This is a genomic window from Frankia casuarinae, from assembly GCF_000013345.1.
GTDB lineage: Bacteria > Actinomycetota > Actinomycetes > Frankiales > Frankiaceae > Frankia > Frankia casuarinae.
This window is the reverse complement of record NC_007777.1, coordinates 252,886-278,751: the sequence shown is the minus strand read 5'-3', so window position 1 is coordinate 278,751 and position 25,866 is coordinate 252,886. Positions and strand designations below refer to the sequence as shown.

Sequence of the window (25,866 nt, the reverse complement as noted above, 5' to 3'; positions counted from 1 at the left end):
GGGAACTACATGCCACCGGACCCGACAGACGTCACTCATCCCGCCTTTCTCGCCAACTATCTTGCTAGCCTTCCCCGGCCGGAACACGTACATGGCGACCCGGCCCGCAGTGTCCGCGAGGACGACTTCGACGGTCACCACGTCGTCATCACGACCACCTACGAGATCACCGTCGACGGCCAACCATTGAACGTCCACATTGGGGTTTCCAACGACGGCACGGCACACTGCCACGGCCTGCCCAACTATCAGATCCCCTCGGTCGTCGACCTGGTACGCCTGATCATCACCGCCTTCCCCGAGGAGTTCTCCCCCGGGGCCTCTGGCGACGACCATGGCCCGCACGGCGATCCGGGCGAGCACCATCACCACGACGCCCACGACGCCCACGACGAGCTCCCGGAAGGGGCATGACATGGCGGTCGTCCGGCGCGACATCCTTCTCGACGACGACGCGAGAAAGGCCTATATCCGCGGAATCAAGCTCCTCAAACACGAACCTACGACGCTGCGCACGAATCAGTTCGGCATCCCCGGTCCGAGCCGACCGGTACGGACCTACGACCTGTTCGTCATCTGGCATGTCATCGCGATGAACACCCCCGTCCCCCCGGGAGGGTCACCGAGCAACCGCAACGCCGCGCACGCCGGCCCCGTCTTCCTGCCCTGGCACCGGGTCATGCTTGGCTGGCTGGAAGTGCACCTCCAGCGCGTTCTCGGCGACCCGAACTTCGGGCTGCCCTACTGGGACTGGGCGCGCGACGGGACACCCTCCGCCCCCGCCACGGCGCCGAACCCCGCTGCTTCGGCACTGTGGCGGAACACCCCGGACGGTTTCGGGGGCCAGGGCACCCCGATCCCCGGCGGTGCGTTCTTCTTCGACCCCGCCGACCCGACCAGCTTCCGGGTACGGATCTCCACCAGCAGCAGCGGCGCGCTCCAGCAGGTCGTCGAACGCGGCGTGCGGCGTAGATTCGGCAGCGCCACGTTCGGATCGTCGATCCTGCCGAGCAACGCCGATATCACCGCAGCCTTCGACACCGTCGCCGATCCGACACTCGCGAGCTACGACGAGGCTCCCTTCAACGTGAGTTCGCGGGGGTTCCGCAACCGTCTCGAAGGCTTCATCGGCACCGGACTGCACAACCAGGTCCACCGCTGGGTTGGCGGGGGCAGGGACATGTCGCTGGCGTCGTCCCCCAACGACCCGGTCTTCTTCGTGCACCACTGCAACGTCGACCGTGTCTGGGAGGGTTGGATGCGGCGTCACGGCCGCGTGTACCAGCCGGACATGACCGCCCCGGCAAGCCTCCTCGGCCATCGGATCGACGACCCGCTGGTCTCCCCGTTCGCCCCGTCGAGCACGTCGAGCACGCCGAGCACCCCGGCGACCCCCCGCAGCGTGCTCGACATGACCGACACCTACACCTACGACGTCCTGCCCTGAAACATCTCCTGTTGGCTGACGAGCAGGTCCCGGGGATTCACCGAGGACGGCTTCGGTCCATCCGCATCCATTGCATCCGGCCGCATCCGGCTGCCCGCGGCCTTTCCGCGGGCAGCCGCGGATAAGGGCTGGGCCTACCCGACTGGCGGCAGCTGTCCAGCTGCCGCGCCCACCGCGGACACGGGAGCCGCGGCCGGCCTGGTGGCGATGACGACGGTGGCGTTCAGGTCGGCGGAACTGGCGACCGTGGGGATCAGACCGGCCTGGGCGCTGGCTTCGACGATCGATGCCGCCTGCCGCTCGCCGGTCTCGACCAGCAGGTGACCGCCCGGGGCCAGCCACCGCGGCGCCTCGGCGGCCACCCGCCGCAGAACATCGAGCCCGTCCGCCCCGCCGTCGAGCGCCACCCGCGGCTCGTGCTCGCGAGCCTCCGGCGGCATCAGCTCGATCGCGTCGGTGGGTACATAGGGGGCGTTCGCGGCCAGCAGGTCCACGTGGCCCCGTAGGACGGCTGGCAGCGGCTCGTAAAGATCACCATCGTAGACCTGGCCACCGGCGGAGGCGAGGTTGCGGCGGGCGCACCGCACCGCGGCCGGTTCGATGTCGGCGGCGTGTACTTCGATCCCGGGCAGGGCTGCCACCAGCGCGACCCCCATCGCCCCCGAGCCACAGCACAGATCGACGACAGTGACCGGCCGGGACCGGCCGGCAACCCGTTCGACCGCCTGATCGACAAGGAACTCCGTGCGGCGGCGGGGCACGAAGACCCCGGGGTCCACGGCTATCCGCAGGCCGTGGAACTCCGCCCAGCCGAGCACGTGTTCCAGGGGCAGACCGGCGACGCGCCGCCGCACCATCGCGGCGAGTTCGCCCGGGGTCCGGGCCGCATTGACGAGCAGCCGTGCCTCGTCCTCGGCGAAGACGCAGCCGGCGGCCCGCAGCCGCGTGACGACGACGGACCGCGGCAGGGACGAAAACGGTGAGGAAGACGGACGAGAAGAGGAGGGAAAGGACGGACGAGAAGGGGAGAGAAAGGAAGGAGAAGGGCCGGATGTCGACACGGGAAGCCTTTCGGGATGCCGAAGGGCACCCTCCCGATCGCCTACCTCGAGCGAACCGCGCGACCGCGGGAGGAGAGCACCCACCCTGACACAGCGGAAATGGGTCTCACCCCCTCAAGACGATCACCTGTGGTGACGGCCATCTTACCCGAGCTATCTGATCCGGATCGCCGCGGGCCCAGGGCGCCGGCCAGCACGACCGAGGTGATGAACCAGAACTCCGCCCCTTCGCCGCCTAGCGCGCGCCCGCCACGTCTCCGGGCCCGTTTCCGGCGAAGGTGAACAGGTCAGTCGGGCTGCGACGGACCGGGCAGGACGAGACGGAACGTCGCCCCGCCGCCCGGGGTCGGCCGGTACTCGACCCGCCCGCCGTGCGCGGTGGCGACGGCGTCGACGATGGACAGGCCCAGACCGGTCCCGCCGGCGTCCCGGGACCGCCCGGCATCGGCCCGGAAGAAGCGTTCGAAGAGGTGGGCCACGGCATCCTCGGGGACGCCCGGGCCGTGGTCGACCACCGAGACCACGATCCCGTCGGTGGGACCATCGCCCGTCGGCCCCGGGGAGCCGGCTTCGAGGGGGCCCACGGAGACGGAGATCCCGGCGTCGGGCGGGGTGTGGACGACGGCGTTGCGGACGAGGTTGCCGACGGCCTGCCGCAGCCGGCCCTCATCGCCGAGCACCTCGAGGATCGGCGGCACGTCGACCTCGATCGTCCGTCCCGGGCTCACCACACGGGCGTCGGTGACGATGTCACGGACCATCGCCGCGACGTCGACCGGCTGGCGCTCCAGCACCGGTCGCTGGTCCAGCCGGGCGAGCAGCAGCAGGTCATCCACCAGCTCGCTCATGCGCGCGGACTCCTCCTCGATGCGGCGCATGACCATCGCCAGGTCCTCGGGCCGCTCCGCGGCGCCGCGGTGGAACATCTCGGCGTACCCGCGGATCGATGTCAACGGGGTCCGCAGCTCGTGGCTCGCGTCCCCGACGAAGCGGCGCAGACGCCCTTCGGAGACCTCACGCGCCCGGAACGCCGCCTCGATCCGGGTGAGCATCGCGTTGAAGGCGAGCCCGAGCCGACCCACCTCGGTCCGGCGGTCCGCGTCGGCGACCCGCCTGGTCAGGTCGCCGTGGGCGATCAGGTCCGCGGTCTGCTCGATCCGGGTCAGGGGACGCAGCCCAAGCCGGATGATGACGTATGCCAGCACGGCCAGCGCGGCCGTGACCACCGAGGTCGCCACGACCTCGATCCTGGTGACCCGGTCAAGGGTGGCGTTCACCTCCGCGAAGGGCACGGCGACGATCAGCACATACCCGTTGTCGAAGCGCTCCGCGAGCATCCTGAACCGGCCGCCATGGTCCTCGGCGCCCACCGTGCACAGCGGGACGGTCGCGAGGTCCGGATGCAGCCGGGCGGTGGCGAGCAGGCGTGCCGACACCGCCGGACGCTGCGTCGGCGCCGCCGGGCCACCCGGACCACCCGGGCCACCCGGGCCGGGGCTGGCCTCGGCGAGCCGGCGGCCGGCGCCGTCGTACAACGCGCCGTAGGTGCCCACCAGGAACGTGGTGCCGAAACCTGGGTAGTGGTCATCCCCGTCCCCGTCCCCGCCGGCCCGCAGGAGCAACTGCTCCATCAGCGGATGGGCGTCCCGGACCTGCTGGTCCAGCCGGCCACGCAGGTAGGCCCCCAGAGCCCCTCGCGTGCCGACGGCGCCGAGAGCCATCCCGACGGCCAGCAGGCCCACCAGGGCCAGCAGCAGCCGGGCCCGCAGGGACAGGACCGGCCGGCTCAACGCGGCAGGCGCAGCACGTAGCCGACGCCGCGCACCGTGTGGATCAGCGGGGGTGGCACGTCGTCGATCTTGCGCCGCAGATAGCTGACGTAGGTCTCCAGGACCCGCGCGTCACCGCCGAAGTCATGTCCCCAGACGTGGTCGAGGAGTTGGGCCCGGGTGAGCACCTTGCGGGCGTTCGCGAGCAGGTAGTGCAGCAGGCGATACTCGGTGGCGGTGAGGTCGACGTGCCGCCCGGCGCGCCGCACCTCGCGGGTCTCCGGGTCGAGCTCGAGATCGGCGAAACGCAGCGGCGTGGGCGCGCCGTCGGCGGCCCCGGCCCGGCGCAGGATCGCCCGGACCCGGGCGATCAGCTCGCTGACCGCGAACGGTTTCGTCACGTAGTCGTCCCCGCCGAGGGTCAGTCCGTGCACCTTGTCCTCGGTGGCGTCCCGGGCCGTCAGGAACAGGGTGGGCACGCCCTGCCCCGATCGCCGCAGCCGCTCGCAGACCGCGAACCCGTCGATGTCGGGGAGCATGACGTCCAGCACGAGCAGGTCCGGCGGGGACAGGGCGGCCTGTGTCAACGCCGCCTGCCCGGAGTGCGCGGCGCGTACGTCGAAGCCCTCGTAGCGCAGTGCCATGGTCACGAGGTCGGTGATCGCCTCCTCGTCGTCGACGACGAGGACCCTGATCGGACGGTCCACCCACCCAGTCTCGTCCTGCTCGCCGGGAAGACCGGTCATCGGGATCCGGCGGACGCGGAACGGGACCCGTCCGATGCGGGGGGTGATGCGGGGGGTGCGGACGCGGCGGCGGCCACCTGGCCGGGGAATCCCCCCGAATGGTCCAGCCGACCGACGGCGTCGACGATCAGCCAGGCCCATCCCTCCCGAGCAAGATCGACAAGCAGGGTCCACGCGTCCCGGCCGGCGGCGAGGGCGGCCGTGGCGTAGGCGTCCGCCAGGGTGAGGTCCGGTCCAACGAGGGTGACCGCGACGAGCTCGGTCGCCGGGATGCCGGTGCGCGGGTCGATCACGTGCGCGCCCCGCTCCAACACCCCCGAGGTGGCGACGGCCAGCTCGGTGCCCTCGACCACCGCGACGAGTCGGCTCCGGTCGAAGGGATCCGACACCCCCACCCGCCAGGGTCGCCCCGGCGCCGAGGCGACTCCCCTGGCCCGCAGGTCCCCCGCCGCATTGACGCAGTGGTCCGCGGCTCCGGCGTCAGTCAGCACCCGGGAGGCCGCCTCGGCCGCCCAGCCCTTGACCAGACCGGTGGGGTCCAGCGTGCCGTCGCCCCGCCACGCCGGGTCGAACCTGCCGCCGGTCCGCTCCCGGCAGGCGCGGGCCACCCGGTAGACCTCGCGGACGTGGTCGGGACAGGCACCGAGGTCGACCTCGCCGCGCCGGATTCGAGAGACCCAGGACCCGGGCAGGAACGTGCTGAAATCCTCGTCCGCCCGGTGCAGGACCGCAGCCGCCGCCTCGATCGCCGCCGCCAGATCCGCTGGGGCGAGCGGGGTGCGGACGTCGATGCTGACGACGGTGCCCATCACCGGTTCGGCGCGGACCCGTCCGGGCCGAACCGGCACCGGCCCGCCCGACACCGGCAGGCTAGGCACCGGCCTTGTCCAGGGCGGACTGGACGGACCACGCGTACCCGTTGCTGGTGTACGAGGCGCCGGAGACGGTGTCGATCCGGGCGTTCTGGGCGTCGAGCACCTCCTGGCGCAGGATCGGCACGGCCCGTTCGTTGATCTCGATGTCCCGCCGCTCCCGGTCCGGCATCTGCAGGACAACCACATCGGTGATCTTCTTCCCGACCAGGACAAGCTGGACCTGCACCGGCCCGTAGCGGGTATCGATGGCGTCCCCGGTCACCGTCCGGGTGGTAACCGTTCCGGCGGAGCCCGAACCTGTGGACCCCGCGGTGGCGGAGAAGGACGGGGCCGGTGTGCCCGCCGACGCGGAGGGCTGAGCGGGCTGAGCGGAGGGCTGAGGGGTCGCCCCGGCGGAGGGCTGAGGGGTCGCCCCGGCGGCGGTCGGCGACGCGGCGAGTGCCACCAGCCGCTCCCCGTGTCCGCTCGCGGCCTTCGCACCGACCACGAGGATGGCGGCTCCCATCAGCGCCACGAAACCGAGCCTTCCCCGGTAGGGTTTTTCGGCGTTGTCGTTGTTGTCGTTGTTGTCGTTCAACGGAGATCGAACTCCTCGGTGTGAATCTGGTCACGGGAAACGCCGAGACCGCGAAGCGCCCGGACGACCGTGGTGGTCATCCCACGAGGGCCACAGACGAAGACGTCGCGGTCGGCGGCGTCCGGGATGGCGGCATCGAGGAAGCGGGCCTCCAGCGGGTCGTATCCGAGCTCACGCCGGGAACCGATCACCCGGTGGACGATCATTCGACTGCTCTCGGCGAGCGCCTCAAACTCCCGTCCCAGCGCGAGATCGCTCGGCCGGCTCACCCGGTGCACAACCACGACGTCGTCGCCACGACCGGCAAGATCCTCTGCCAGCGCCCGAACCGGTCCGATTCCGCTGCCCCCGCCGACGAGCAGCGCCCGGCCCCGGTGGGCCCGCGCGGCGGTGAAATGTCCGAAGGGACCTTCCGCCACGACCGGTGTGCCCGGTCGCAGCAGGGCGACCGCCCGGGAGTGGTCGCCGGCGGCCTTGACCGTGATACGCAGCTGATGCGCTGTCGGCGGGGCCGACAGCGAGTAGGGGTGCGCGGTCACGAGATGCCCGCGGGCGGCGAACCGCCACAGCAGGAACTGCCCCGGACGCGCACCGAGCCGGTGCAGGTCGTGACCGCGGATCCACACCGAGACGACGCCGGGTGCCTCCTCCACCACCCGATCGACCGTCATCCGGTGCCGGGCCACGGCCGCGATCGGCAGGATCAGGCGCCAGACGACGAGACAGGCGGCGACGGAGACGTACATCGCGGTCCACAGCAGCCGGTTAACCGGGTGACCGACGAAGTCCCCACCGGTCTCCGTCTGGTGGAAGAAGACCAGGAACACGGCGAGGTAGGTGGTGAGATGCAGCGCGTACCAGACTTCGTACGAGATGCGCGGCCGGGCCGCCCGGGCACTCGCGACCCCGACGGCCACGAACAGCAGGGTGCCGACGGTGGCCTTCCACATCTCCGGGTATGTCATGATCACCGTGACGAGCTCGGCGAGCGGCTGATGATGCCCGGCCAAGCCGTAACCCCACACCGTCAGCAGGATGTGGACGACGATGAGCAGGATGACGTTCGTGCCCAGGCCGCGGTGCCACGCGGCCAGCCGGTCGAGACCGACGGCGCGTTCGAAGGCCGGTATCCGTGCCATGAGCAGCAGTTGCACGAGCACCAGATAGGCCGCCAGCAGGCCGCAGACCCGACCGACCGCGGTCATGGCGGGCCCGGCGCCGTGGACGCTGGACGCGGAGGTGTCGAACCACCACAGGGCCACCACGGCGATCCCCCAGGCCACCAGGGCGAGACGCACCACGAGGTGGGGAGACCATCGGGCCGGGTGCCGCGTCGAACTCATGGGACGGACGATGTCCGGAGAGGCTGTGGACTACCTGAGAGAAGCCTCGGAACTTGCCGGGACTTCCCCGGAGCCGTCACGGGCCGGGGGCCACGCCAACCCGCAGGCGGGAGTCACCAGCAGCCACGAGTGGACCGGCTCAGGACGCCCGGGCGTGCTTACGAGCGTTAGCGGCATGCCGCAGGTCGCCACTCCCGCAGTATCCGTACTCGACCCGTCGCCGCCACACGGTCAGCCGGCAGCGGTCCGCCTCGATCGTCCAGGTACGGCGTTCGACCCGATCCTCGATCTGCACGGGCCGCGAGGTCACCGGCTCGTTCGCGCGCAGATGAGCCCAGTTGTGCGCCGCCTCCCATTCCGGGAAGGTGGCCACCAGTTCGCCATCGCCGTCATAAACCTGGAATTGGCGAGTCGTCATTGTCGCGCCTTTCGGTGATTGTCCGATAATGATGATCGTGGATCTGCCCGCCGGAGCCGCCGCGGAAGAAATCCCCTCCGCGCACAGCCGCGCGACGCACAGCCGCGCGACGGAGAGCCGCACGACGGAGAGCCGCGCGACGGGGACAGCGCGGCGGACAACGGCGAGATGGCCGGCTCCGGGCGAGGATCGTCATCCACTCAGCCGGAACCGGCGGTTGACGGTTGACGCCTGAGGGGTGACGCCTGACAGCCGCCGGCGTCGACACATGCGGGACCGGCGACGCGGCCGCCGGGCATGGAGGCACCACAGGTGCGGGGCGCCGTGTCTCGGCGCGGTCTCCCTACCGACATCCCGGACCCTGCGCGATGACCATCGACGTCTCCCCGCAACCAGCTCTGCCCCACACTCTCACCTTGAGGTGCATCATCGCTACTCAAGGTAAGCATGACCCCTGCACGCCTCTTCTGCAAGAGCTTCTGTAAGAGTTTCGCTACCCAGCGATGCGCGCCCTGGGTGAGGAGTGGCGAACAAGTGGCAGGATGCATCCATCACCCCGAAGAGCCCGAAGGACGAGCGATGGCCACGAGCGGCGGTCCGACCGTGCGGCGAAGGCGCCTGGGCGCCGAGTTACGACGACTTCGCGAGGGGGCGGGCATCTCCGTCGACGAGGTCTGCCAACTGCTGCGCTGTTCGGTTTCCAAGGTCAGTCGGATGGAGAACGGCCGCGTGCCGGTCCGCACCCGGGACGTGTCCGACCTGCTGGCTCTCTACGGCGTGACCGACGACGAACGCCGGGACGCGTTGCTGGCCCTGGCCCGCGAGTCCCGGCGCCACGGCTGGTGGCACACCTACCACGACGTGGTCCCCGCCTGGTTCGAGATCTATATCGGCCTGGAGGGCGACGCCGCCTCGATCTCGGTCTACGAATCGCAGCTCGTCCATGGGCTGCTGCAGACCAGCGACTACGCCCGGCCCGTCATCCGGGCCGACGATCCGGAGGTGAGCGAGGACGAGGTCGAACGCAAGATCGCGCTCAGGCTGGACCGGCAGCGCCGGCTCACCGCCGCCGATCATCCTCGCCTCTGGGTGATTCTGGACGAGGCGGTCCTACGCCGGACAATCGGCGGCAGAGCCGTCATGCGAAGCCAACTTGAGTTCCTCGCCAAACAGTCCGAGCTGCCGAACGTGACAATTCAGGTACTTCCCTTCTCCGTGGGCGCGCATGCCAGCCTGGGAAGCACATTCTCGATACTCGGATTCCCCGAGTCGGGAGACAACGAAGTGGTCTATATAGAGGAAGCGGCCGGAAGTCTCTATATTGAGCGCCCCTCCGAAGTCAGGCGCTATAGAGTGAAGCTGGATCATCTTCTGGCGGCAGCCCTGCGGCCGGAAGAGTCCATCCAGATGATACTCTCGGTCGCAGAGGAAATGAAATGATCAGATATATGAAGCCGATCACCGACAATGCCATCGAGGCGGCTTGGCGCAAGAGCAGCTACAGCAACGGCGCGGGCGGTATGTGTGTGGAGGTCGCGGCGCTCGGCGGGGGCGTCGCCGTCCGTGACTCGAAGAACCCGACCGGGCCGGTGCTCGCCTTCTCGGCGGCCGAGTGGGACGCGTTCCTGGCCGGCGCGCGGGACGGCGAGTTCGACCGGAGCCGGATCATCCCGGGCTGAACCACCACCCAGCCCTGATCCGGGGGAATGGGGTGGGATGTCCTGTTCCCACCGAAAAATCCCATCGGAAAAAGCGAGATCGCCGCTGGTCGGCCTCGGCCCGGTTCCGGTCGCTCCGGCACGTCGCGACCGGAACCGGGCCGTCCGCTTTCGGCTCTCCCCCACGGTTCGATGCGCATCGCTCCGGTGACCGTAACCCCGCCGATCACGCCGGTAACCGGGTGATCCTCGGTCAACCCCTACCCGGGCCGGGATGCCCGGGCCAGGATGCACCGCCCTGGTGTTTCAGGCCCTGGTGTTTCAGAGCGGGACCGGCGCCGGGCCGGACCCGCCATGCGGAGACGATTCGATCAACGGCATCGTTCCATCGGCCTGGGGGCCGAGATACCTGTTCAGGAAGTCTCGCCACGAGCCGGTTGGCTCTTGCGCAATGCCTCCCGGTCGCGCACTCTTGTAGATGTTCGGTCGAGCTTCGTTGCCTGGACGTTCGTCTTGTCGCGGTTGTTACATGATTGTAACGTGATGTGGATACGGCAGCGCGTCACTCGCCGCGAGGCGATCGGGTGACAAGGCTCCTGCGGTCTCCCGTCACAGCCCGGCAGGTCGGCGTCTGGCCACCTTGCACCCGACCGGAACAGGCCACGCGGGCGTCAAGCGCCCGCCCAACGCGGAGGAGGGCAGTCGTTGTGACCATATGTGATAATACGGCTACCCGCGTGCGGCGCCATAACGCACCTGCCCGGATCCTCGGTCAGCCGGGGCGGGCGGAGCGCAGAGTCGCCATCCCGTCGCCCTCCTAGCGAGGCGGCGCAGCGCAGCGTCCGCCCGCTCTCCGGGTCCATCTGCTCATCTCCGATCTCGGATCGACCTCGTGTCGAAAGGATCGGCCGAGGCATCGTCGCCTCGTTCCCCGCCTTCCGGTCCGGTGTGCCGTCCGAGGTCACCCGCGAGTTGCAATGCCCTGTTTCCCTGCCACTGGGAGGTGATTGCCGTGGCCACCGCCACGACCAACCTGCTCAACACTCCGATCGAAGATCAGCGCGTCGAGCGTGTCCGCCGCGCGGCGCTGTCGGCCTACGTGGACGGAAAGATCTCCTTCGCGCAGGCGAACCTGCGGGTGCGCAAGGCCCTTCAGCGATTCGGGGTCTGACGAGCCAGCCGGGTCGTCGAGATGCGGCTGGCGGCGCCTCGACGACCCGGCCGGAGAGGAAACCCTGATCGCCCGGTCCGCGCCTGCTCTGCTCCGGGCCGGGCAGCAAACCTGGGCGGCGGGGATACGCGGGAAACGTGCGAGCGGGAAACGTGCGAGCGGGAAACGTGCGAGGCGGGCAAGCGGGAGACGGCCGGGCGCCCGGGCGATCGGGGGGTGAACCCGAGCGGCCGGCCACGACGACTATCTCACCGAAAGCACACGGCGCATCACTATAAGTTCTTCGACATGCCGCTGCGGTGAGCAACCGTGCCGGTACGAGCGTTAGAAGCCGCTTCGTCCCGGGCCCTTGCCGGCTGCCCCGGCTCCGCCTCCGATGGCTCGACCACCTCCGGCCGGCCGTCCAGGGGCGCGACGCCGTCCCCCAACCCGCGGTCGTCGGGGGTGGGTCGCAGCACGCTCTCAAGTTCGTCCACGGACCGGTCTGCCGCCATCCGATCACGGCCGAGAGCGGCGATTCCGGCCGCGACCAGGACCATCGCGACGATGAACGCCGCGCGGCGGACGCCGTCGGGCGCCGGCTCGCTGAACAGCGTCAGGCCCAGAGTCACCGGCAGGAAGGCGGAGACCCCGCTGGTCACCGGGAAGGCGATGACGGCGGCGCGCCCTTGCAGGCCACGCTGCTGAAGACCGAGCGCCAGCACGGAGAACAGCACGAGGACGTAGGGCGTCGGAGTGGTGAGCAGGTCCACCAGCGTGGACTGCCCCTCACGTCGTTCGTTCACCGCCAGGCCGATCTGGCGGGTCGCCAGCGTGGCGATGGCGTAGCTGACCCCGGCCGCGGCCCCGAATCCGAACGCGGCGCCCGCGACCATCTCCCGCACCGCGGCCAGGTTGGCGAGGGACGCGCAGAGCAGCGCGAAGACCAGACCGAGGACCAGGAAGGCCAGCAGGACATCGGTGCTGGCCGAGCTGCCGACCTCCGCTCGGCGCGTGAAGGCGAAGGCGAGCAGGCCGATACCGCCGACCATCGCGACCACGCCCAGCCAGCCGGTCAGGCTGATGTTCTCGCCGAGCACCCGCTGCGCCAGCAGGGTGAAGACGATCATGTCGAGGGCCATCACCGGGGCGACCATCGCCACCGGGGCCACGGACAGCGCATACACCTCCAGCAGGAACGAGCCCGCCTCCACGGCGAGGCCGATCAGCCACAGGGGGCGCAGCACCAGTCGGGCCAGCAGCGCAAGCCCCAGCCCCGAGCTCTCCTCCTCCCGGCGGGCAGCGCGGGCCTGGACGAGCGGCGCGATCCCGTAGAGAGCCGCCGAGACGACCGCGGTCGGCAGACCGATCACCAGGGCTCTGCTCATGTCCCGTCCAACATCGTGGCCCTCGGGATCCGTCCCGAACCGTGGGTTCGCCTCACCAGTCCGCGCCGAAACCGATCTGCGCCAGAGCCGCCCCGAATGCCCGCTCCCACGCGTGCGGGCCGATCGCCACCCGGTCCGACGGTGGCTTGACCCGGTCAAGGCACGCGAGCGCGGATCTGGTCAACGACACCGGGTCGGTGTTCGTCACCTCGGCATGACCTCGCTCGAGCTCCTTCTGAAGGTTATCCCGGCCATGCCCCGGCACCACGTCGATGAGCAGCAGGTCCCGGCCGATCACCCGAGCCTCGCTGCAGGTGTCCCCGGACGACGTGACGACCAGGTCGCTCGCCGCCATCAGCGCCGGGACGCGATCGGTGAAGCCGAACGGGATGACCTTGTGCTGCTGTTCCGACAGAGACGCCAACCGCGCGGCCAACCGCTGGTTGCGGCCGGCCACCGCAAGCACGTAGATGCCCGCCGCGGCCATGGCCGCGGCACCCTCTACCAACGGTCCCAGCCCCCAGGAGCCGGACATCAGCAGCACGCAGGGAGCGTCCGCGGGGATGCCGAGCGCGGCCCGCGCCTCCTCCTGGGTGGGCGGGTCGTAGAAGGGTTCCCGGACCGGGGTCGGGACCACCGAGATCAGCGCGTTCGGCGAGAACCGCCGCACGTACCGGGCGGCGGTCTGCGAGGTGACCAGGTAGAGGTCGGTGTTGTCGTGTACCCACAGCCGGTGCACGCAGCAGTCGGTGGAGAACACCGCCGTCACCAGGCCGGGGAACTCGGCCTTGACCCGGCTGGCCGCCGCGGCTCCGGTAGCGAAGATCGAGATCACGAGATCGGTCGGCTGGGCGGCCAGTTCCTCGCGCAATGCCGGGACGACGAACCGGCTCGAGGTCCTCTCGATGGCCTGGGCGAGCCGGCCACCGGTTCTCATCTGTGAGAAGTGCACGGCATCATACAGGCCCGGAACGGCGATCATGCCACGGAAGACCTTCTCCCCCCGGGAGCCGTTGCGCCCACCGAGCATGCGCAGGCTGTCGGCGGTCCGGGTGGTGAACCCGCGCCGGGTGAGCGACGCGCCGCACGCCTGTGCCATCACGTCGTGGCCCATCCCGAGCGAGCCCGACAGCAGCAGCGCGCCGCCGCGTCGCGTCGGCGTCCCGGCGGGCCGGACATCGACGCCGTGCGTGCGCGGATCGGCGGGGAGGGCGCCGGCGACCGGTCCCCCCGCTGCGGCCGGCCCTGGCAGGACAGGTTCCGTGACCCCCGGTTCGCCGGCGGCTGGCGGGCCGCCGACCCCCGCCTCAACATCATCTTCGGATGGTCCATTCACCGTGCTACCGCCGATCTGCGCCATGGTCACTCCGAGGAGGCCGCGGAGATATCGAGGTCGCCGACAGGCGGGAGCGCCTGAGCCGGAGGCCGTCGATTTGCCAGATACCACTCGATGTACTGCCGGACACCCTCCGAGAAGGGTGTGGTCGGTCGCCATCCGAGCACCTCCGCGGCCCGCTGCGCGGAGATCTCCCGACCGCGGAAGTCCCCGGGGCGCGCAGGCATGTGTTCGATGGCGGTGCCGGGGAAGTACTCCTGGACGGCCCGTGCCATCTCCAGCACACTGACCGATTCGCTGCCCTCGAGGGCGAGCGTAGTGTTGGCCGCGTCGGGGGTCAGAGCCAGCACGTGCGCCTCGGCCAGGTCCCGGACGAAAACGTAGTTGCGGAACTGCAGACCGTCGCCGGCCACCGTCAGCGACTCGCCGTTCAGAGCCTTGCGGACAAAGCGGGCCAGCACCAGCTCGTCACGCATTCCGGGGCCGTAGGGGATGCCGTAACGCAGGATCGTGAACGGCAGCCCGTAGGTCTGCTGATAGCTGTGCAGCAGCAGTTCGGCGGCCAGTTTCGTCGAGGTGTAGACATGCCCGGCGCGGCCCAGCGTGATCTCGGCGTCCTCCGTCAGCGGCGCCGAACCGGCCCGGTCACCGACCGCCCCGTACACCCAGACGGTGCTGGCGAACAGCACCCGGCGAACCCCGACCTGCCGCGCCGCCTCGCAGATGTTCCCGGTGCCCTCGACGTTGAGCCGCACGGTGCGCACCGGGTCGGCGAACGCGAAGTCCACATTGGACATCCCCGCGATGTGGAAGACGGCCTCGACGCCCCTCAGCGCGGCGGTGACCGCCGGCAGATCAAGCACGTCGAGGTGCTGGTAACTAGCCCGGGGGTCGACCGGCCGGTGTTCGACGTCCAGTGAGAGAACGTCGTGACCGGCGTCAAGCAGACGGTCGACCACATGGCTGCCGATGAAACCCGACCCTCCGGTTACCGCGATCTTCATCGTCATCCGTCCAGGCTCAGGCTCTGCAGCGCGGCGGCGAAGGACGCGACCACATGGTCGGCCTCCGCCTCGGTCATGTCCGAATGGATGGGCAGGCACACGTGCCGGGCGCAGATGTCCTCGGCGACCGGAAGGGACCGGAGCGCATAGTCGCCGAAGACCGGCTGCCGGTGCAGCGGCGACTCGTAAACCTCACCGCTCAGGGAGACGCCGTGGCGTTCCTTCAGCTCCTTCTTCAGCCGGCCGCGGTCGATTCCGGGGCGGGGCAGGACGATGTACTTGTAGTAGTTGCAGAGACCATCCGGCGGCACCTGCAGGCGGGTGACGGTACCCAGGGTGTCCAGCGCGGCGTCGTACCGCGCGGCTACGGCGGCGCGGGTCGCCAGGAAGTCAGCGAGATGCCGCAGATGCACCCGGCCGGTGACCGCATGAATCTCGCTGAGCCGCCAGGCGTACCCCTGCTTGATATGGACGTTCCCGAGAAAACCGGCTTTGCCCTGGTCACGATAGATCCGAGCGGCTTCGTGAATGGCGGGATCGGACGTGAGGATCATTCCGCCCTCACCGCTCGTGATGACCTTGGTTGGATAGAACGAGAACGCTCCCGCGATCCCGAACGACCCAGCGTGGCCGTCGCCGTGGCGGCTGCCGTGGGCATGTGCCGCGTCCTCGACCAGCGCGATGCCTCGATCGTCACAGAAGGCCCGCAACTCGGCCACGTCCGGCGGGATCAGCCCACCGATATGGACCAGGACAACGGCGCGGGTCCGCGGCGTCACCGCGGCCTCGACACTGCGGGCGGTCAGGGCAAAGGTGTCCGAACTCACATCCGCGAAAACCGGCATGGCACCGGCCCGCAGCACCGCGAAAGCGGTCGCCGCAAACGTGTTCGTCGGCACGACGACATCCGCGCCTTCGACACCGTGACTGCGAAGGATGATCTCCAATGCGGCTGTTCCACTGCTCACGGCGACCGCGAACGGGGCCTCGTGAGCCGCGGCGAATGCCGCCTCGAATTCAGCGGTATGGACGCCCAAGGTCAGCGCACCGGTGGCCAGGATCTCGGTCGCGGCCGATGCGATCTCCGCGCGATCCTCCGGTGAGAAGACGATACGCGCCGCAGGGACATGCACCTGTTCACCCCTACCTTCCGAGTCATTCCCGTGCGAGCGAGCCGGCCAGCCCCCATAGCGGCTGCGCCGCGACGAAGGACCCGGTCGGGACGAGCCGCGGCCTTCGCGGCATCACCGACTCCGAATTCCGCCGGCCTCCCGCCAGCGACCTACCGCGCTCCCTCCGACCCCTACGGAGGCAACCATCGGCTTTGTCGGTACATGCCCAAAACAGGCTATCGATCCCGATCGCCGGCATGTCCGCAGCCCATGGCCACTCCCCACGAAACATCTCATATCTGTCCGAACGTAGCCAGACCTGTCAGCAAGGCGATATTCCCGCAAGAGGGGAAAGGCATCCGTCACTAAAAACCGCCAACCCGCAACACGTGGTGATCGACGGCGACGCCACTCACCGCGACGACCACGGGGCCGCCCACGGCGACCCAGACCTGCTCCTCCAGCACCGCAGCCGTCCGGACCTCGTCGTTACGGCACCGCCGTTACGGCACCGCCGTTACGACACCGGTCCCGACCAGCCGCTTCCCGGGCACGGCCAAGGCCGGGAGACCTGCATCGTCGCGCCTCCGATACCCAGCGCAACGCTCAATCACTCCGAGTAATACTCTCCCAGGTAGCCACGGAGGCAGCGGACGCCACCCCGCTGTCCGTTCCTGTCGATGAACCGCGACCTCGACCGAGGACGCAGGGCGGGAACGAGCAGACACTGCGGCAGACACTGATCGCCACGCGAACCACGCCCGTGGGCACGCGGACGACGATCAGTTGAAGACGGATGAACCGGATGGATGACGCGGCCGGCCGGGGCTGACCGGCTGTCGAGAAATCACCCGGTCGGAGTGGGCGACCAGGAAAAGATCCTCAACGGTCGAACCAGGGCCGTTCGCTCGGGAACGGTCTGGATGCAACCGGACACAAGTAGTCCCGACGAGACCATCTCACCCAACGTACGGGGGGAACGCAGGTATACGGCCTCGTCGGGACTTGGTGAAAGTGTACGACCCCCATCTGTCGGGCGCGACGGGACCAAGGTCCCTAACGGTTTCCGCACCCTCGACTCTTGCCAAAGAGCGCCGCAGTGTGCCTCGTGGGGCGAGAATGGTCACGATGCCGTCTCCCGGAAACCGATCTTGCACCGGCGTGTGCCGTAGGGCGGCCAGTGGGACGGCCGCCTCCACGCCAGCCCGATTTTGATCGCCAGGGTTCTGGCGACGTCCCCCGCACCTCCGGAGACGGACGACTCGGGCACCAGGGCCGGCGGGGTCGGCAACGGGGCGGGCGGCTCGCCCGGGCCGGACGGCAGTCCCCGAAAGGTCGAAATTTCGGGCTAGATTACCGGTTCTGTTGCACATGGGAAACATCAGAATGCTTCGCTGCACCCCGTGCGGCGAAGGGAGTGGCGGCGGTCACGGGAATATCCGCGGCGGTGGGATGCCCGTGGCACACGACGCGTATTCCCGGGAACGGGTGTGACGCCGCACGGGGCCGCCGGGCTCCGGTACCGGACCGGTCACCTCGCCGGACCGAGTGCACACGCGCTGTTCGCACCCGGCGGCGTCGGGCGTCCTGCGCATCGGCCGAGGCGGGTCGACCGCCGACGCATCTACGCAGGCCGGTCCAGCATTACATGATCGCCGCCCCGCGGTGGCCGTCTCATCGCCAATCCGACAACACGGCCGCGAACGGCCTGAACGCAGGCCTGGCGGTGTTGTATCAGGGGTGGGACACGTCGCCGCGGCCGGCGACGATGGAACCACCCGCCCGACGAACCGAACGGCAGAGACCTGGGATGGATGACGAAGCACCGGCCTGGTTCGAGGCCGCCCTTGACCACCGACCGGAGCGGCACGAGACCGAGGTGGCGGGCGCGACTATCAGTTACCGCTGCTGGGGCAGGGGCGGCCGGCCGGCGATCGTGCTGGTCCACGGTGGTGCCGCCCACGCGGGCTGGTGGGACCACATCGCGCCGATGATTCCGCGGGAGTACCGCGTCATCGCACTGGATCTGTCCGGCCACGGTGACAGCGACCGGCGCGAGGACTACTCGCTCAGTACCTGGGCGGCCGAGGTGATCGGTGTCATCGACCACGCCAAGGTCGCCTCGCCCCCGATCATCATCGGGCACAGCATGGGCGGCTGGGTGACGATCACCACCGCAGCCCAGTACCCGGACCGGGTCGCCGGCATCGTCGTCGTCGACTCCCCCGTGCAGGAGTTCACCCCGGAGGAACGGGCGGCCCGGGACCGGACGGCGTTCGGCCCGCTGCGGGTGTATCCGACAGCGACCGACGCGCTGGCCCGGTTCCGGGCGGTGCCGGAGCAGCCCTACGTGCTGCCGTTCATCATCGATCACGTCGCCCGGGGTTCGATCGGGTCGGTCCAGGGCGGCTGGACGTGGAAGTTCGACCCGAAGGTGTTCGGCAACCGGACCCCGTCGCCCGAGGTACTACGCAAGGTGCACTGCCGGGTCGCGCTCTTTCGGGCCGAGAAGGGCCTGCTCACCCCCGACATCGGTGTCCAGATGTACAACCTGCTCGGGCGGGTGGCACCGGTGATCGAGATCCCGCTCGCCGGCCATCACGTCATGCTCGATCAGCCGTTGCTACTGGTCACCGGGATCCGGACGATCCTCGCCGACTGGGAGCACTCCTCCCCGCAGGAACGGGTGGACTGACGACCGGGTGCGCCGGCCGCGGGCGCGGGAGCCCGGCGGAAAGCGGACGAGACGGTAATTCGTCCCAGGTGGCGCGACTGCCGGGGTTAAGCCGCCGATCCTAGGGAATCCGCAGATCGTACGTTGTTCCGCGGGTACGGCTACGCGGACGCCCCGCCAGGAGAAGCCGCAAGGAGAACCCATGAGGAGTGCGCACCGGCGGCAGTCGGGAACGATCGGTATTCCCTACCCGGACGATAGCGCCCCATACGTGGCTGGTGCACGGGTGCGGACCTCATCGGATGCCACCCAGGCTCTCCGGGCCGCGCCGGGCCCGCCGGCTGCCGGGAGCACGAGCGGGGACCGCGGATCGACCGGCAACCACGGATCGACCGGCAACCACGGATCGACCGGTGACCGCGAATCAACCGGCAACCACGAATCAACCGGGGAGCTGGTGTCCGACGTCGTCTCGGACATCTCCACACTGTTCCGCCAGGAGCTCGCCCTCGCCAAGGCCGAGATGCGCGAGGAGGTGGAGAAGGCCGGCAAGGGCGCCCGCATGTTCGCCGTAGCGGGCGGCGCCGGTTACTTCACCCTGCTTTTCGCCTTGTTGGCCGTCATGTTCGGCTTGGGGGAGGTGATGGCGCTGGGCTGGGCCGCCCTCATCATCACTGTCGTCCTCGGCGTCGTCGCGGCCGTGCTGGCCATGAGGGGTCGTTCCACCGTGCGCACGGTCCACCCCACTCCGGCGCAGACCGTGGAGACGCTGCGCGAGGACGTCCAGTGGGCGCAGGGCCGCCGCGGGTAGTTCGTCCCCCACCACCCTCGGGTTCGTCCACCCGCCCACCACCCCGTGTCGCCACTCCCGTGCCGCCCACCACCCCGTGTTTCCGCGGAACCACCGGCAGAAGCATCAGAAAGGTCAGGTTCGCAGTGACAAGCACGAGTCCGGATAAGATCCGGTCCGACATCGAGGCGACCCGGGCGCGGCTCGGCAGCGACCTCGACCAGCTCTCCGACCGGGTCAGCCCGCAGAAGGTCGCCGGTCGCACCGCACAGGACATCAAACGCCGGGTGACCACGGCGACCGAGGCGGTCCGCCCGAAGGTCGCGGCGACGACGGAGATCGCGGCCGAAAAGGCCCGGGACACGGCGGATCAGGCGAAGGCCACCGTACGCCGGCAGCTTGACGCCCACCCGCAGCTCGCCGTGACCGCACAGAAGGCCCGCGCGACGGCCGGCAGCGCCGCGGGTACGGCCACGCAGACCGTGCACAAGCAGCTCGAGGCGCACCCGCAGGTGGCGGCGAAGGCCGGCCAGGTGCGCGACACCGCGGGCAGCGCCCTCACGGCCGGCCGGCAGAAGGCCGCCGACAACCCGCGGGCGGCGGGGTCCGCCGCCGGGCTGGCGGCTCTGCTCGTGATTCTGCTGTTCATCCTCCGGCTCCGGCGGCATTGCGGGATCGACCCGGGGTAGCGGTCCCCGACGCTCTCGGCGGCGCTCGCCACACTCGGCCCGGCGGCGCGCGATCTGGCCGCTCTGGTGGGCGTCCACCTGCTCGCCGACTGTAACTCCAAGTAATCAACTGCGCCGCTCGGCGCCCGTCAAGCCGGGAAGCGCGACGGGCGAGGGCGACGGACTACGGGTCAGATGAGACGGTCAGGGGCACGCGAGCCTGGCGGCCCGCCCGTGGCGCCACGGGTTCCCTCCCGGACGAGCACGGCTGCCGGGAGGAACGCGGACTTCGGCCGAGAGCCGGCCGGAGCGAGGAAGGAGGAGCTGGTGGGACAGATCGAGGTCGTCGTCAGGCGGGTCGTGCCGGGCACCCCCGAGCAGGTTGTCGCGAAGCTCGCAGACTACCAGGGCGCCCGCGCCCGAGCCTGGCCAGAGAACGTTTCCGAGTACCGGGTGTTGGCGGGGGGCCACGGTGCCGGGACCCGCATCGCCTATCGGCTCCAGGCAACCCGCAAGCGGGTGCGTCAGATCGACGCGACCGTCTCCGTCCCCGATGCGAGCACTCTCGTCGAGGCGGACCAGAACTCCTCGCTGTGCACCCGCTGGCACATCGTCCACGGCTCCGGGCCGGACCAGAGCCTGGTCACGGCGACGACGACCTGGGACGGTGCGGGCGGTGTCGGCGGCTTCTTCGAGCGCGCGTTCGCCCCCATCGGCGTCCGCAAGCTGCACACCGCGGTCCTGGACAAGGTTGCCGGACAGTCCGGGGGCTAGGATCCGGCCGCCGAGCGGTGCAGGGTCGGCCATACTTCCCGCGTCGGCCCCGCCGCCATCAAACCTGCCCGGCCCATCAAACCTGCCCGGCCCACCGAACCCGGCCGGCGAGCCGGACCCGGCCGGGCTGGGGCGAAGCCCCGTTAGACGTACATGTACATCCGCACGGTCGTGCCAACCCGGGTCGACCGGAGCTGGACGAGATCGCACAGCTGGTTGACGAGCCACAGCCCGCGGCCGCCGCCCAGGGACAGGTCCGGGCGGCGGCGTCCGGCCAACCGGTCGTACAGCCGGCCGCCGTCGCGGACCTCGCAGATCAGGCAGGCGTCGTCCGTCCAGAGGCGGACCGCTCCGTGGCCCCCGCCGTGGTGCACGCTGTTCGTGGCGACCTCGTGCACGGCCAGCTCGAACTCGCCGGTCCGCTCGGCGCCCAGGCCCCAGGCCAGGGCGACCCGGATCACCTCGGCGCGGACGTGCCCCAAGTCGCGCGGGCCGAAGGCGAACTCGACGCGGGGAACGCCGAGGTCCGGCAGGGCCTCGGCCAGCGGGTCGGGGCCCGGACTCGCGACGGCGGACCCGGGCGGTCGATACCGGGAACTGATCCGGCCCAGCCCGCCCTCCACCACCGCGGGATGGGTGCGCCAGATCTCGTCAACGAGCGCCGGGCCGATCTGGCCCACGTCATAGAGGCACCGCAGCCGCCACGCCGGCGGCGCGGCGAACGCCTCGTTGAGCAACGCCTCGTGCAGCATGGATTCCCGCCGCTCCGGGCCGGACCGGGCCAGCCATGTCGGCTCGCCGATCCCCCGTACCAGCCGACCGCGCTCGACACCGAGATCCAGAAAATCCTGCCAGGCCGGAATAACCCGGGCCGGGTTACGACCAAGCTCGGCCATATCGAGAAAAGAGACGCGCTGCGCGGCCCGACCGAGGGCTGCGCGTAACTGGCGTATCCGCGGCTGTGTCACGGCTACCAGGACGGCCTCGTCGACCGCGAGTCCGGCGAGCACGAAATCGCGCGTTGCGCTGAGGAAACCGGCGTCGCCCTGATACAGGAAAGCCTCGTGCCGAATCCCGTCGGCCCCACTTCCACCGGTGACCGGGCCACAGATGGAGCCCAGGGTGCTCCCGTGGCTCACTTCACACCCCGGCGCGGCAAAACGCGGGTCGCCCCCGTGGGAACCCACCCGCCCACTCACCGCGACCTCGGCGGCGGAATGCCGAGAATACACGCGGCCCGCGCCGGCAGCCCCGTCCCCAGTGTGCACGGGCACATCGTAGGTCATGCCGAACCAATGGGATATACCCCGCAACGCAATCAGACCGCCCAGCTCGTCAGAGCTGGTAGCGGAAACGACCCGACCAGCCCGGAACCGGTTCTCCGGCCGGGCGGACCACGCCGGGCCGGGCCGGTCGCCGCCGTGACCGCGCCACGCGGGGACGATGCCCGAGACCAGGAGGCCGGCGCTCGAGACCAGGAGGCCGCGGGAACGCGGGAACGCGGGAACGCGCACCGGGACCGCCGCCCGCGGGCGGAAAACCTCGTGATCACCCGTAGTCTCGCAGTCAGGGCGTCGGCGCGGGTCTCACCGCGCGGCGCCCGAGCGACGACGCGGCCGACCCCGGCCCGGCGACCGAAGATCGACGAGAAGGCGGATCAGGGATTGTGACGACGACATCTGTCCCGCAGCGTTCCATCCATCAGCGGATCGCCGAGGAGCTCGGCGTGCGCCAGGGGCAGGTGACGGCGGCGGTCGACCTGCTCGACGGTGGTGCCACCGTGCCCTTCATCGCCCGCTACCGCAAGGAGGCGACCGGCACCCTCGACGACACGCAGCTGCGCACGCTGGAGGAACGGCTGCGTTACCTGCGGGAGCTGGAGGATCGGCGCGCCGCGATCCTCGAATCGATCCGGTCGCAGGGCAAGCTGGACGACGCCCTGGAGGCGCAGATCCTCGCCGCCGACTCCAAGGCCCGGTTGGAGGACATCTACCTGCCCTTCAAGCCGAAGCGGCGGACCAGGGCGCAGATCGCCCGGGAGGCCGGCCTCGAACCGCTGGCGGAGAGCCTGCTGGGCGACCCCTCGCTCGACCCGTACGCCACGGCGACGGCCTACGTCGATCCGGAGAAGGGTGTGGCCGACGCGGGTGCCGCGCTGGAGGGGGCGCGGGCGATCCTCGTCGAACGGTTCGCCGAGGACGCCGACCTGATCGGCACGCTGCGCGAGCGGATGTGGTCGCGTGGTGTCCTGGTATCCCGGGTCCGGGAGGGCAAGGAGGAGGCGGGGGCGAAGTTCTCGGACTACTTCGACTTCTCGGAGCCGTTCACCTCGTTGCCGTCGCACCGCATCCTCGCGGCGTTCCGGGGGGAAAAGGAGGAGATCCTCGACCTGACCCTCGAACCGGACGTGCCGGCGGAGCCGGACGCCGCCCCGCCGCCCGGGCCGACCGACTACGAGACGCGGATCGCCGAGGCGTTCGGGATCTCCGACGCGGGCCGACCGGCGGACCGGTGGCTCCTCGACACGGTCCGCTGGGCCTGGCGCACCCGCATCCTCGTGCACCTCGGCATCGATCTACGGATGCGGCTGTGGACGGCCGCCGAGGACACCGCCGTGCGGGTGTTCGCGGCGAACCTGCGTGACCTGCTGCTCGCGGCGCCGGCCGGAACCCGGGCGACCATGGGTCTCGACCCGGGGTACCGCACCGGAGTGAAGGTCGCCGTGGTCGACCCGACCGGCAAGGTGGTCGCCACCGACACCATTCATCCGCACGTCCCGGCGCGGCGGTGGGACGAGTCGATCGCCACCCTGGCCCGGCTCGCCCGGGAGCATCGCGTCGACCTGATCTCGATCGGGAACGGGACGGCCTCCCGGGAGACCGACAAGCTCGCCGAGGACCTCATCCGCCGGCACTCGGAGCTGTCGCTGACGAAGGTGACGGTCTCGGAGGCGGGGGCGTCGGTGTACTCGGCGTCCGCCTACGCCGCGGCGGAGCTTCCGGGGCTCGACGTCTCACTGCGCGGGGCCGTGTCGATCGCCCGGCGGCTGCAGGACCCGCTCGCGGAGCTGGTGAAGATCGACCCGAAATCGATCGGGGTTGGGCAGTACCAGCACGACCTGTCCGAGTCCCGGCTGTCGTCGTCCCTGGACGCGGTGGTCGAGGACTGCGTGAACGCGGTGGGGGTGGACGTCAACACCGCGTCCGCCCCGCTGCTGACCCGGGTGTCCGGAATCGGGGCGAGCCTCGCGGAGAGCGTGGTGCGCCACCGCGACACGCACGGGCCGTTCCAGACCAGGGCCGCCCTGAAGGACGTCCCCCGCCTCGGGCCGAAGGCGTTCGAGCAGTGCGCCGGCTTCCTGCGCATCCCCGACGGGGACGACCCGCTGGATGCCTCCAGCGTGCACCCCGAGTCCTACCCGGTGGTGCGGCGCATCCTCGCGGCGACCAGCGGCGACCTCGGCTCCCTCATCGGCAACGGGGCGGTCCTGCGAGCCCTGAAGCCGAGCGAGTTCGTCGACGACACCTTCGGCCTGCCGACCGTCACCGACATCCTCGCCGAGTTGGAGAAGCCCGGCCGTGACCCGCGGCCGGCCTTCAGGACGGCGGCATTCACCGAGGGGATCGAGACGCTCGCGGACCTGGTCCCCGGCATGACCCTGGAGGGGACCGTCACGAACGTCGCCGCGTTCGGGGCCTTCGTCGACATCGGCGTTCACCAGGACGGCCTGGTGCACGTGTCGGCGATGTCGAAGAACTTCGTCAGCGATCCGCGCGAGGTCGTCAAGCCCGGCGACATCGTGACGGTGAAGGTTCTCGACGTCGACATCCCCCGCAAGCGGATCTCGCTGACGCTGCGGCTGGACGACGAGGCCGGTGCCGGGGGCCCGGGCCGCCGGGACGGCGAGGGTGACCGGCGGGGAGCCGCGGGTGCGGGCGCCGGACGCGGCGGAAGCCGTGATCATGGTGATCGGCGGAATGGCGGCCGGGGCACCGCGAGTGCGGGCGCCGGACGCGGCGGAAGCCGTGATCATGGTGATCGGCGGAATGGCGGCCGGGGCACCGCGAGTGGCGAACGCGGTGGTGCCGGCGGGCGCGGTGCCGGTGGTGCCGGCGGGCGCGGTGCCGGTGGCAGGAACGGTTCCGGTGGCCGCGGTGGATCCAGCGTGCCGGACGGCGCGATCGCCGAGGCGCTGCGCCGGGCCGGCATCGTCAACGGCGACCAGATCACTCTCGGTGAGTCCGGCCGCAAGCGCGGCTGACCCACTGACCAGGTGACGGGTGGGGCCGGTGGGTCGGGCCGGTGGGAATCACCGGCTCCGGTGCCGCCCACCGACCCCACCCACCTGGCCCCCAGGGTGCTTCGCGGATCGACGGTACGGATCCCCGAAGCACCCCGACGGCGGGCGAAGCCCGGTGCCGCCAGAAATACGGCATCGTCAGAAATACGGTGCCGTCAGAAAGAACCGATGATGATGCCGGTAATGGTGAGTCGATACTCGAAGGCGCTGAACAGCAGGGTGCGGCAGGCGGATATCACGCGACTTCGGTGAGCAGTCCGGTGGCAACATCGAAGATGAAGCCGCGGATGGCGTCGGTATGCGGGATGAACGGGCTCGCCTTGATCCGCGCAATCGACTGGCGTATGTCTTCGGCCAGGTCGGTAAACGACTCCACGGCCCATTCTGGTTTGATCCCGGTCTCGTCCTGGATCGAGCGTTTAAAATCGTCGTCGGTGAAGGTCAGCATGCCGCAGTCGGTGTGGTGGATCAGGATGATCTCGCGGGTGCCGAGCAGGCGCTGGCTGATCGCGAGGGAACGGATCTCGTCGTCGGTGACGACGCCGCCGGCGTTGCGGATGACGTGAGCCTCGCCGTCGCCCAGGCCAAGGATCGCGTAGACGTTGAGCCGTGCGTCCATGCAGGCGACGGCGGCGATGTGCTTGGACGGCGGCAGCGGAAGCGGCCCGGCGAAGGTCTTCGCGTAGGCGGCGTTGTTGGTCAGGTAGTCGTCGGTGACGGACATGGGTCCTTCCCGGGGGCGGATCGGTGGTGGAGGCCGGAGGTTCAGGCGGGAT

General features: G+C 70.2%; 24 protein-coding genes. 11 read left to right on the top strand and 13 right to left on the bottom strand.

Translation table 11 applies throughout. The annotated features are described in order from the left end of the window. The first annotated feature begins 9 nt into the window (after positions 1-9). Positions 10-414 (top strand): hypothetical protein, encoded by a 405-nt coding sequence (locus FRANCCI3_RS01195; RefSeq protein WP_011434707.1) that lies wholly within the window; start codon positions 10-12, stop codon positions 412-414. 1 nt (position 415) lies between these two features. Then, on the top strand, positions 416-1,447 hold the full coding sequence (locus FRANCCI3_RS01190; protein WP_011434706.1) for a tyrosinase family protein: 1,032 nt from the start codon (positions 416-418) through the stop codon (positions 1,445-1,447). Positions 1,448-1,581: 134 nt separating this feature from the next. Here the strand turns inward: FRANCCI3_RS01190 and FRANCCI3_RS01185 are convergent, their stop codons facing one another. The 7 genes from FRANCCI3_RS01185 to FRANCCI3_RS01155 all read right to left on the bottom strand — a co-directional run bounded on the left by FRANCCI3_RS01185 (position 1,582) and on the right by FRANCCI3_RS01155 (position 8,236). Further along, positions 1,582-2,508, bottom strand: a complete 927-nt coding sequence (locus FRANCCI3_RS01185; protein ID WP_023840139.1) for a putative protein N(5)-glutamine methyltransferase — start codon at positions 2,506-2,508, stop codon at positions 1,582-1,584. Between the two features lie 287 nt (positions 2,509-2,795). Then, positions 2,796-4,229: a sensor histidine kinase gene (locus FRANCCI3_RS01180; RefSeq protein WP_232234996.1), complete on the bottom strand. Its 1,434-nt coding sequence runs from the start codon at positions 4,227-4,229 to the stop codon at positions 2,796-2,798. Between the two features lie 65 nt (positions 4,230-4,294). Beyond that, a complete protein-coding gene (locus FRANCCI3_RS01175) occupies positions 4,295-5,023 on the bottom strand; it encodes a response regulator transcription factor (RefSeq protein WP_011434703.1) in 729 nt (242 codons plus the stop codon). After that, complete coding sequence (locus FRANCCI3_RS01170; protein WP_011434702.1) at positions 5,020-5,901, bottom strand: FAD:protein FMN transferase; 882 nt, start codon at positions 5,899-5,901, stop codon at positions 5,020-5,022. Before FRANCCI3_RS01170 ends, FRANCCI3_RS01175 begins: the two co-directional genes overlap by 4 nt. After that, positions 5,894-6,475, bottom strand: a complete 582-nt coding sequence (locus tag FRANCCI3_RS26590; protein ID WP_236701429.1) for an FMN-binding protein — start codon at positions 6,473-6,475, stop codon at positions 5,894-5,896. Before FRANCCI3_RS26590 ends, FRANCCI3_RS01170 begins: the two co-directional genes overlap by 8 nt. Further along, positions 6,472-7,818: a ferredoxin reductase family protein gene (locus FRANCCI3_RS01160; protein ID WP_011434700.1), complete on the bottom strand. Its 1,347-nt coding sequence runs from the start codon at positions 7,816-7,818 to the stop codon at positions 6,472-6,474. Before FRANCCI3_RS01160 ends, FRANCCI3_RS26590 begins: the two co-directional genes overlap by 4 nt. A gap of 139 nt (positions 7,819-7,957) precedes the next feature. Beyond that, positions 7,958-8,236 carry a hypothetical protein gene (locus tag FRANCCI3_RS01155; RefSeq protein ID WP_011434699.1) on the bottom strand — a complete coding sequence of 93 codons (279 nt, stop codon included), beginning with the start codon at positions 8,234-8,236 and terminating at the stop codon, positions 7,958-7,960. A 579-nt stretch (positions 8,237-8,815) separates the two neighbouring features. Here FRANCCI3_RS01155 and FRANCCI3_RS01150 point away from each other — a divergent pair. The 3 genes from FRANCCI3_RS01150 to FRANCCI3_RS26585 all read left to right on the top strand — a co-directional run bounded on the left by FRANCCI3_RS01150 (position 8,816) and on the right by FRANCCI3_RS26585 (position 11,065). Further along, a complete protein-coding gene (locus tag FRANCCI3_RS01150; RefSeq protein ID WP_023840143.1) occupies positions 8,816-9,676 on the top strand; it encodes a helix-turn-helix domain-containing protein in 861 nt (286 codons plus the stop codon). Then, the gene (locus FRANCCI3_RS01145; RefSeq protein ID WP_011434697.1) at positions 9,673-9,915 is read left to right on the top strand and encodes a DUF397 domain-containing protein; all 243 of its coding nucleotides are present in this window, start codon (positions 9,673-9,675) and stop codon (positions 9,913-9,915) included. The genes FRANCCI3_RS01150 and FRANCCI3_RS01145 overlap by 4 nt, the downstream gene beginning before the upstream one ends. 991 nt (positions 9,916-10,906) lie before the next feature. Beyond that, complete coding sequence (locus tag FRANCCI3_RS26585; RefSeq protein WP_023840144.1) at positions 10,907-11,065, top strand: hypothetical protein; 159 nt, start codon at positions 10,907-10,909, stop codon at positions 11,063-11,065. Between the two features lie 272 nt (positions 11,066-11,337). On the opposite strand, the gene FRANCCI3_RS01140 is transcribed toward FRANCCI3_RS26585, so the two are convergent. From FRANCCI3_RS01140 to FRANCCI3_RS01125, 4 genes are read right to left on the bottom strand one after another with little or no spacing between them, the layout of a single operon-like run. Then, a complete protein-coding gene (locus tag FRANCCI3_RS01140) occupies positions 11,338-12,432 on the bottom strand; it encodes a DMT family transporter (protein ID WP_011434695.1) in 1,095 nt (364 codons plus the stop codon). A 52-nt stretch (positions 12,433-12,484) separates the two neighbouring features. Then, the gene (locus FRANCCI3_RS01135; RefSeq protein WP_011434694.1) at positions 12,485-13,792 is read right to left on the bottom strand and encodes an MGDG synthase family glycosyltransferase; all 1,308 of its coding nucleotides are present in this window, start codon (positions 13,790-13,792) and stop codon (positions 12,485-12,487) included. 2 nt (positions 13,793-13,794) lie between these two features. Further along, positions 13,795-14,772 carry an NAD-dependent epimerase/dehydratase family protein gene (locus tag FRANCCI3_RS01130; RefSeq protein ID WP_035731106.1) on the bottom strand — a complete coding sequence of 326 codons (978 nt, stop codon included), beginning with the start codon at positions 14,770-14,772 and terminating at the stop codon, positions 13,795-13,797. 2 nt (positions 14,773-14,774) lie between these two features. After that, positions 14,775-15,905, bottom strand: coding sequence for a DegT/DnrJ/EryC1/StrS family aminotransferase (locus FRANCCI3_RS01125; protein ID WP_011434692.1), 1,131 nt, complete (start codon positions 15,903-15,905; stop codon positions 14,775-14,777). Between the two features lie 368 nt (positions 15,906-16,273). On the opposite strand from FRANCCI3_RS01125, the gene FRANCCI3_RS26580 reads away from it, so the two are divergent. From FRANCCI3_RS26580 to FRANCCI3_RS01100, 5 genes are all read left to right on the top strand, one after another. Then, positions 16,274-16,507 carry a hypothetical protein gene (locus tag FRANCCI3_RS26580; protein ID WP_035909122.1) on the top strand — a complete coding sequence of 78 codons (234 nt, stop codon included), beginning with the start codon at positions 16,274-16,276 and terminating at the stop codon, positions 16,505-16,507. 1,187 nt (positions 16,508-17,694) lie between these two features. Next, a complete protein-coding gene (locus tag FRANCCI3_RS01115) occupies positions 17,695-18,579 on the top strand; it encodes an alpha/beta fold hydrolase (protein WP_023840146.1) in 885 nt (294 codons plus the stop codon). A gap of 250 nt (positions 18,580-18,829) precedes the next feature. Beyond that, entirely contained in the window at positions 18,830-19,369 is a 540-nt protein-coding gene (locus FRANCCI3_RS01110; RefSeq protein ID WP_237704557.1) for a phage holin family protein, read from the top strand. A gap of 125 nt (positions 19,370-19,494) precedes the next feature. Beyond that, on the top strand, positions 19,495-20,037 hold the full coding sequence (locus FRANCCI3_RS01105; protein WP_023840147.1) for a DUF3618 domain-containing protein: 543 nt from the start codon (positions 19,495-19,497) through the stop codon (positions 20,035-20,037). 306 nt (positions 20,038-20,343) lie between these two features. Next, positions 20,344-20,790, top strand: coding sequence for an SRPBCC family protein (locus FRANCCI3_RS01100; RefSeq protein ID WP_011434688.1), 447 nt, complete (start codon positions 20,344-20,346; stop codon positions 20,788-20,790). Positions 20,791-20,933: 143 nt separating this feature from the next. Here the strand turns inward: FRANCCI3_RS01100 and FRANCCI3_RS01095 are convergent, their stop codons facing one another. Next, positions 20,934-22,304, bottom strand: a complete 1,371-nt coding sequence (locus tag FRANCCI3_RS01095) for a sensor histidine kinase (protein WP_236701428.1) — start codon at positions 22,302-22,304, stop codon at positions 20,934-20,936. Between the two features lie 152 nt (positions 22,305-22,456). On the opposite strand from FRANCCI3_RS01095, the gene FRANCCI3_RS01090 reads away from it, so the two are divergent. Beyond that, positions 22,457-25,051 (top strand): Tex family protein, encoded by a 2,595-nt coding sequence (locus FRANCCI3_RS01090; protein WP_011434686.1) that lies wholly within the window; start codon positions 22,457-22,459, stop codon positions 25,049-25,051. A gap of 274 nt (positions 25,052-25,325) precedes the next feature. Here FRANCCI3_RS01090 and FRANCCI3_RS01085 read toward each other — a convergent pair whose 3' ends face one another. Beyond that, positions 25,326-25,814: a beta-class carbonic anhydrase gene (locus FRANCCI3_RS01085; protein ID WP_011434685.1), complete on the bottom strand. Its 489-nt coding sequence runs from the start codon at positions 25,812-25,814 to the stop codon at positions 25,326-25,328. Positions 25,815-25,866 lie beyond the last annotated feature (52 nt).

What these genes read in the sequence shown, in the direction of transcription:
- FRANCCI3_RS01195 (WP_011434707.1), top strand. Translation starts at nt 10, where the DNA reads ATGCCACCGGACCCGACAGACGTCACTCATCCCGCCTTTCTCGCCAAC.
- FRANCCI3_RS01150 (WP_023840143.1), top strand. Translation starts at nt 8,816, where the DNA reads ATGGCCACGAGCGGCGGTCCGACCGTGCGGCGAAGGCGCCTGGGCGCC.
- FRANCCI3_RS01190 (WP_011434706.1), top strand. Translation starts at nt 416, where the DNA reads ATGGCGGTCGTCCGGCGCGACATCCTTCTCGACGACGACGCGAGAAAG.
- FRANCCI3_RS01175 (WP_011434703.1), bottom strand. Translation starts at nt 5,023, where the DNA reads ATGACCGGTCTTCCCGGCGAGCAGGACGAGACTGGGTGGGTGGACCGT.
- FRANCCI3_RS01115 (WP_023840146.1), top strand. Translation starts at nt 17,695, where the DNA reads ATGGATGACGAAGCACCGGCCTGGTTCGAGGCCGCCCTTGACCACCGA.
- FRANCCI3_RS01135 (WP_011434694.1), bottom strand. Translation starts at nt 13,792, where the DNA reads ATGGCGCAGATCGGCGGTAGCACGGTGAATGGACCATCCGAAGATGAT.
- FRANCCI3_RS01160 (WP_011434700.1), bottom strand. Translation starts at nt 7,818, where the DNA reads ATGAGTTCGACGCGGCACCCGGCCCGATGGTCTCCCCACCTCGTGGTG.
- FRANCCI3_RS01085 (WP_011434685.1), bottom strand. Translation starts at nt 25,814, where the DNA reads ATGTCCGTCACCGACGACTACCTGACCAACAACGCCGCCTACGCGAAG.
- FRANCCI3_RS01130 (WP_035731106.1), bottom strand. Translation starts at nt 14,772, where the DNA reads ATGAAGATCGCGGTAACCGGAGGGTCGGGTTTCATCGGCAGCCATGTG.
- FRANCCI3_RS01145 (WP_011434697.1), top strand. Translation starts at nt 9,673, where the DNA reads ATGATCAGATATATGAAGCCGATCACCGACAATGCCATCGAGGCGGCT.
- FRANCCI3_RS01155 (WP_011434699.1), bottom strand. Translation starts at nt 8,236, where the DNA reads ATGACGACTCGCCAATTCCAGGTTTATGACGGCGATGGCGAACTGGTG.
- FRANCCI3_RS01180 (WP_232234996.1), bottom strand. Translation starts at nt 4,229, where the DNA reads ATGGCTCTCGGCGCCGTCGGCACGCGAGGGGCTCTGGGGGCCTACCTG.
- FRANCCI3_RS01140 (WP_011434695.1), bottom strand. Translation starts at nt 12,432, where the DNA reads ATGAGCAGAGCCCTGGTGATCGGTCTGCCGACCGCGGTCGTCTCGGCG.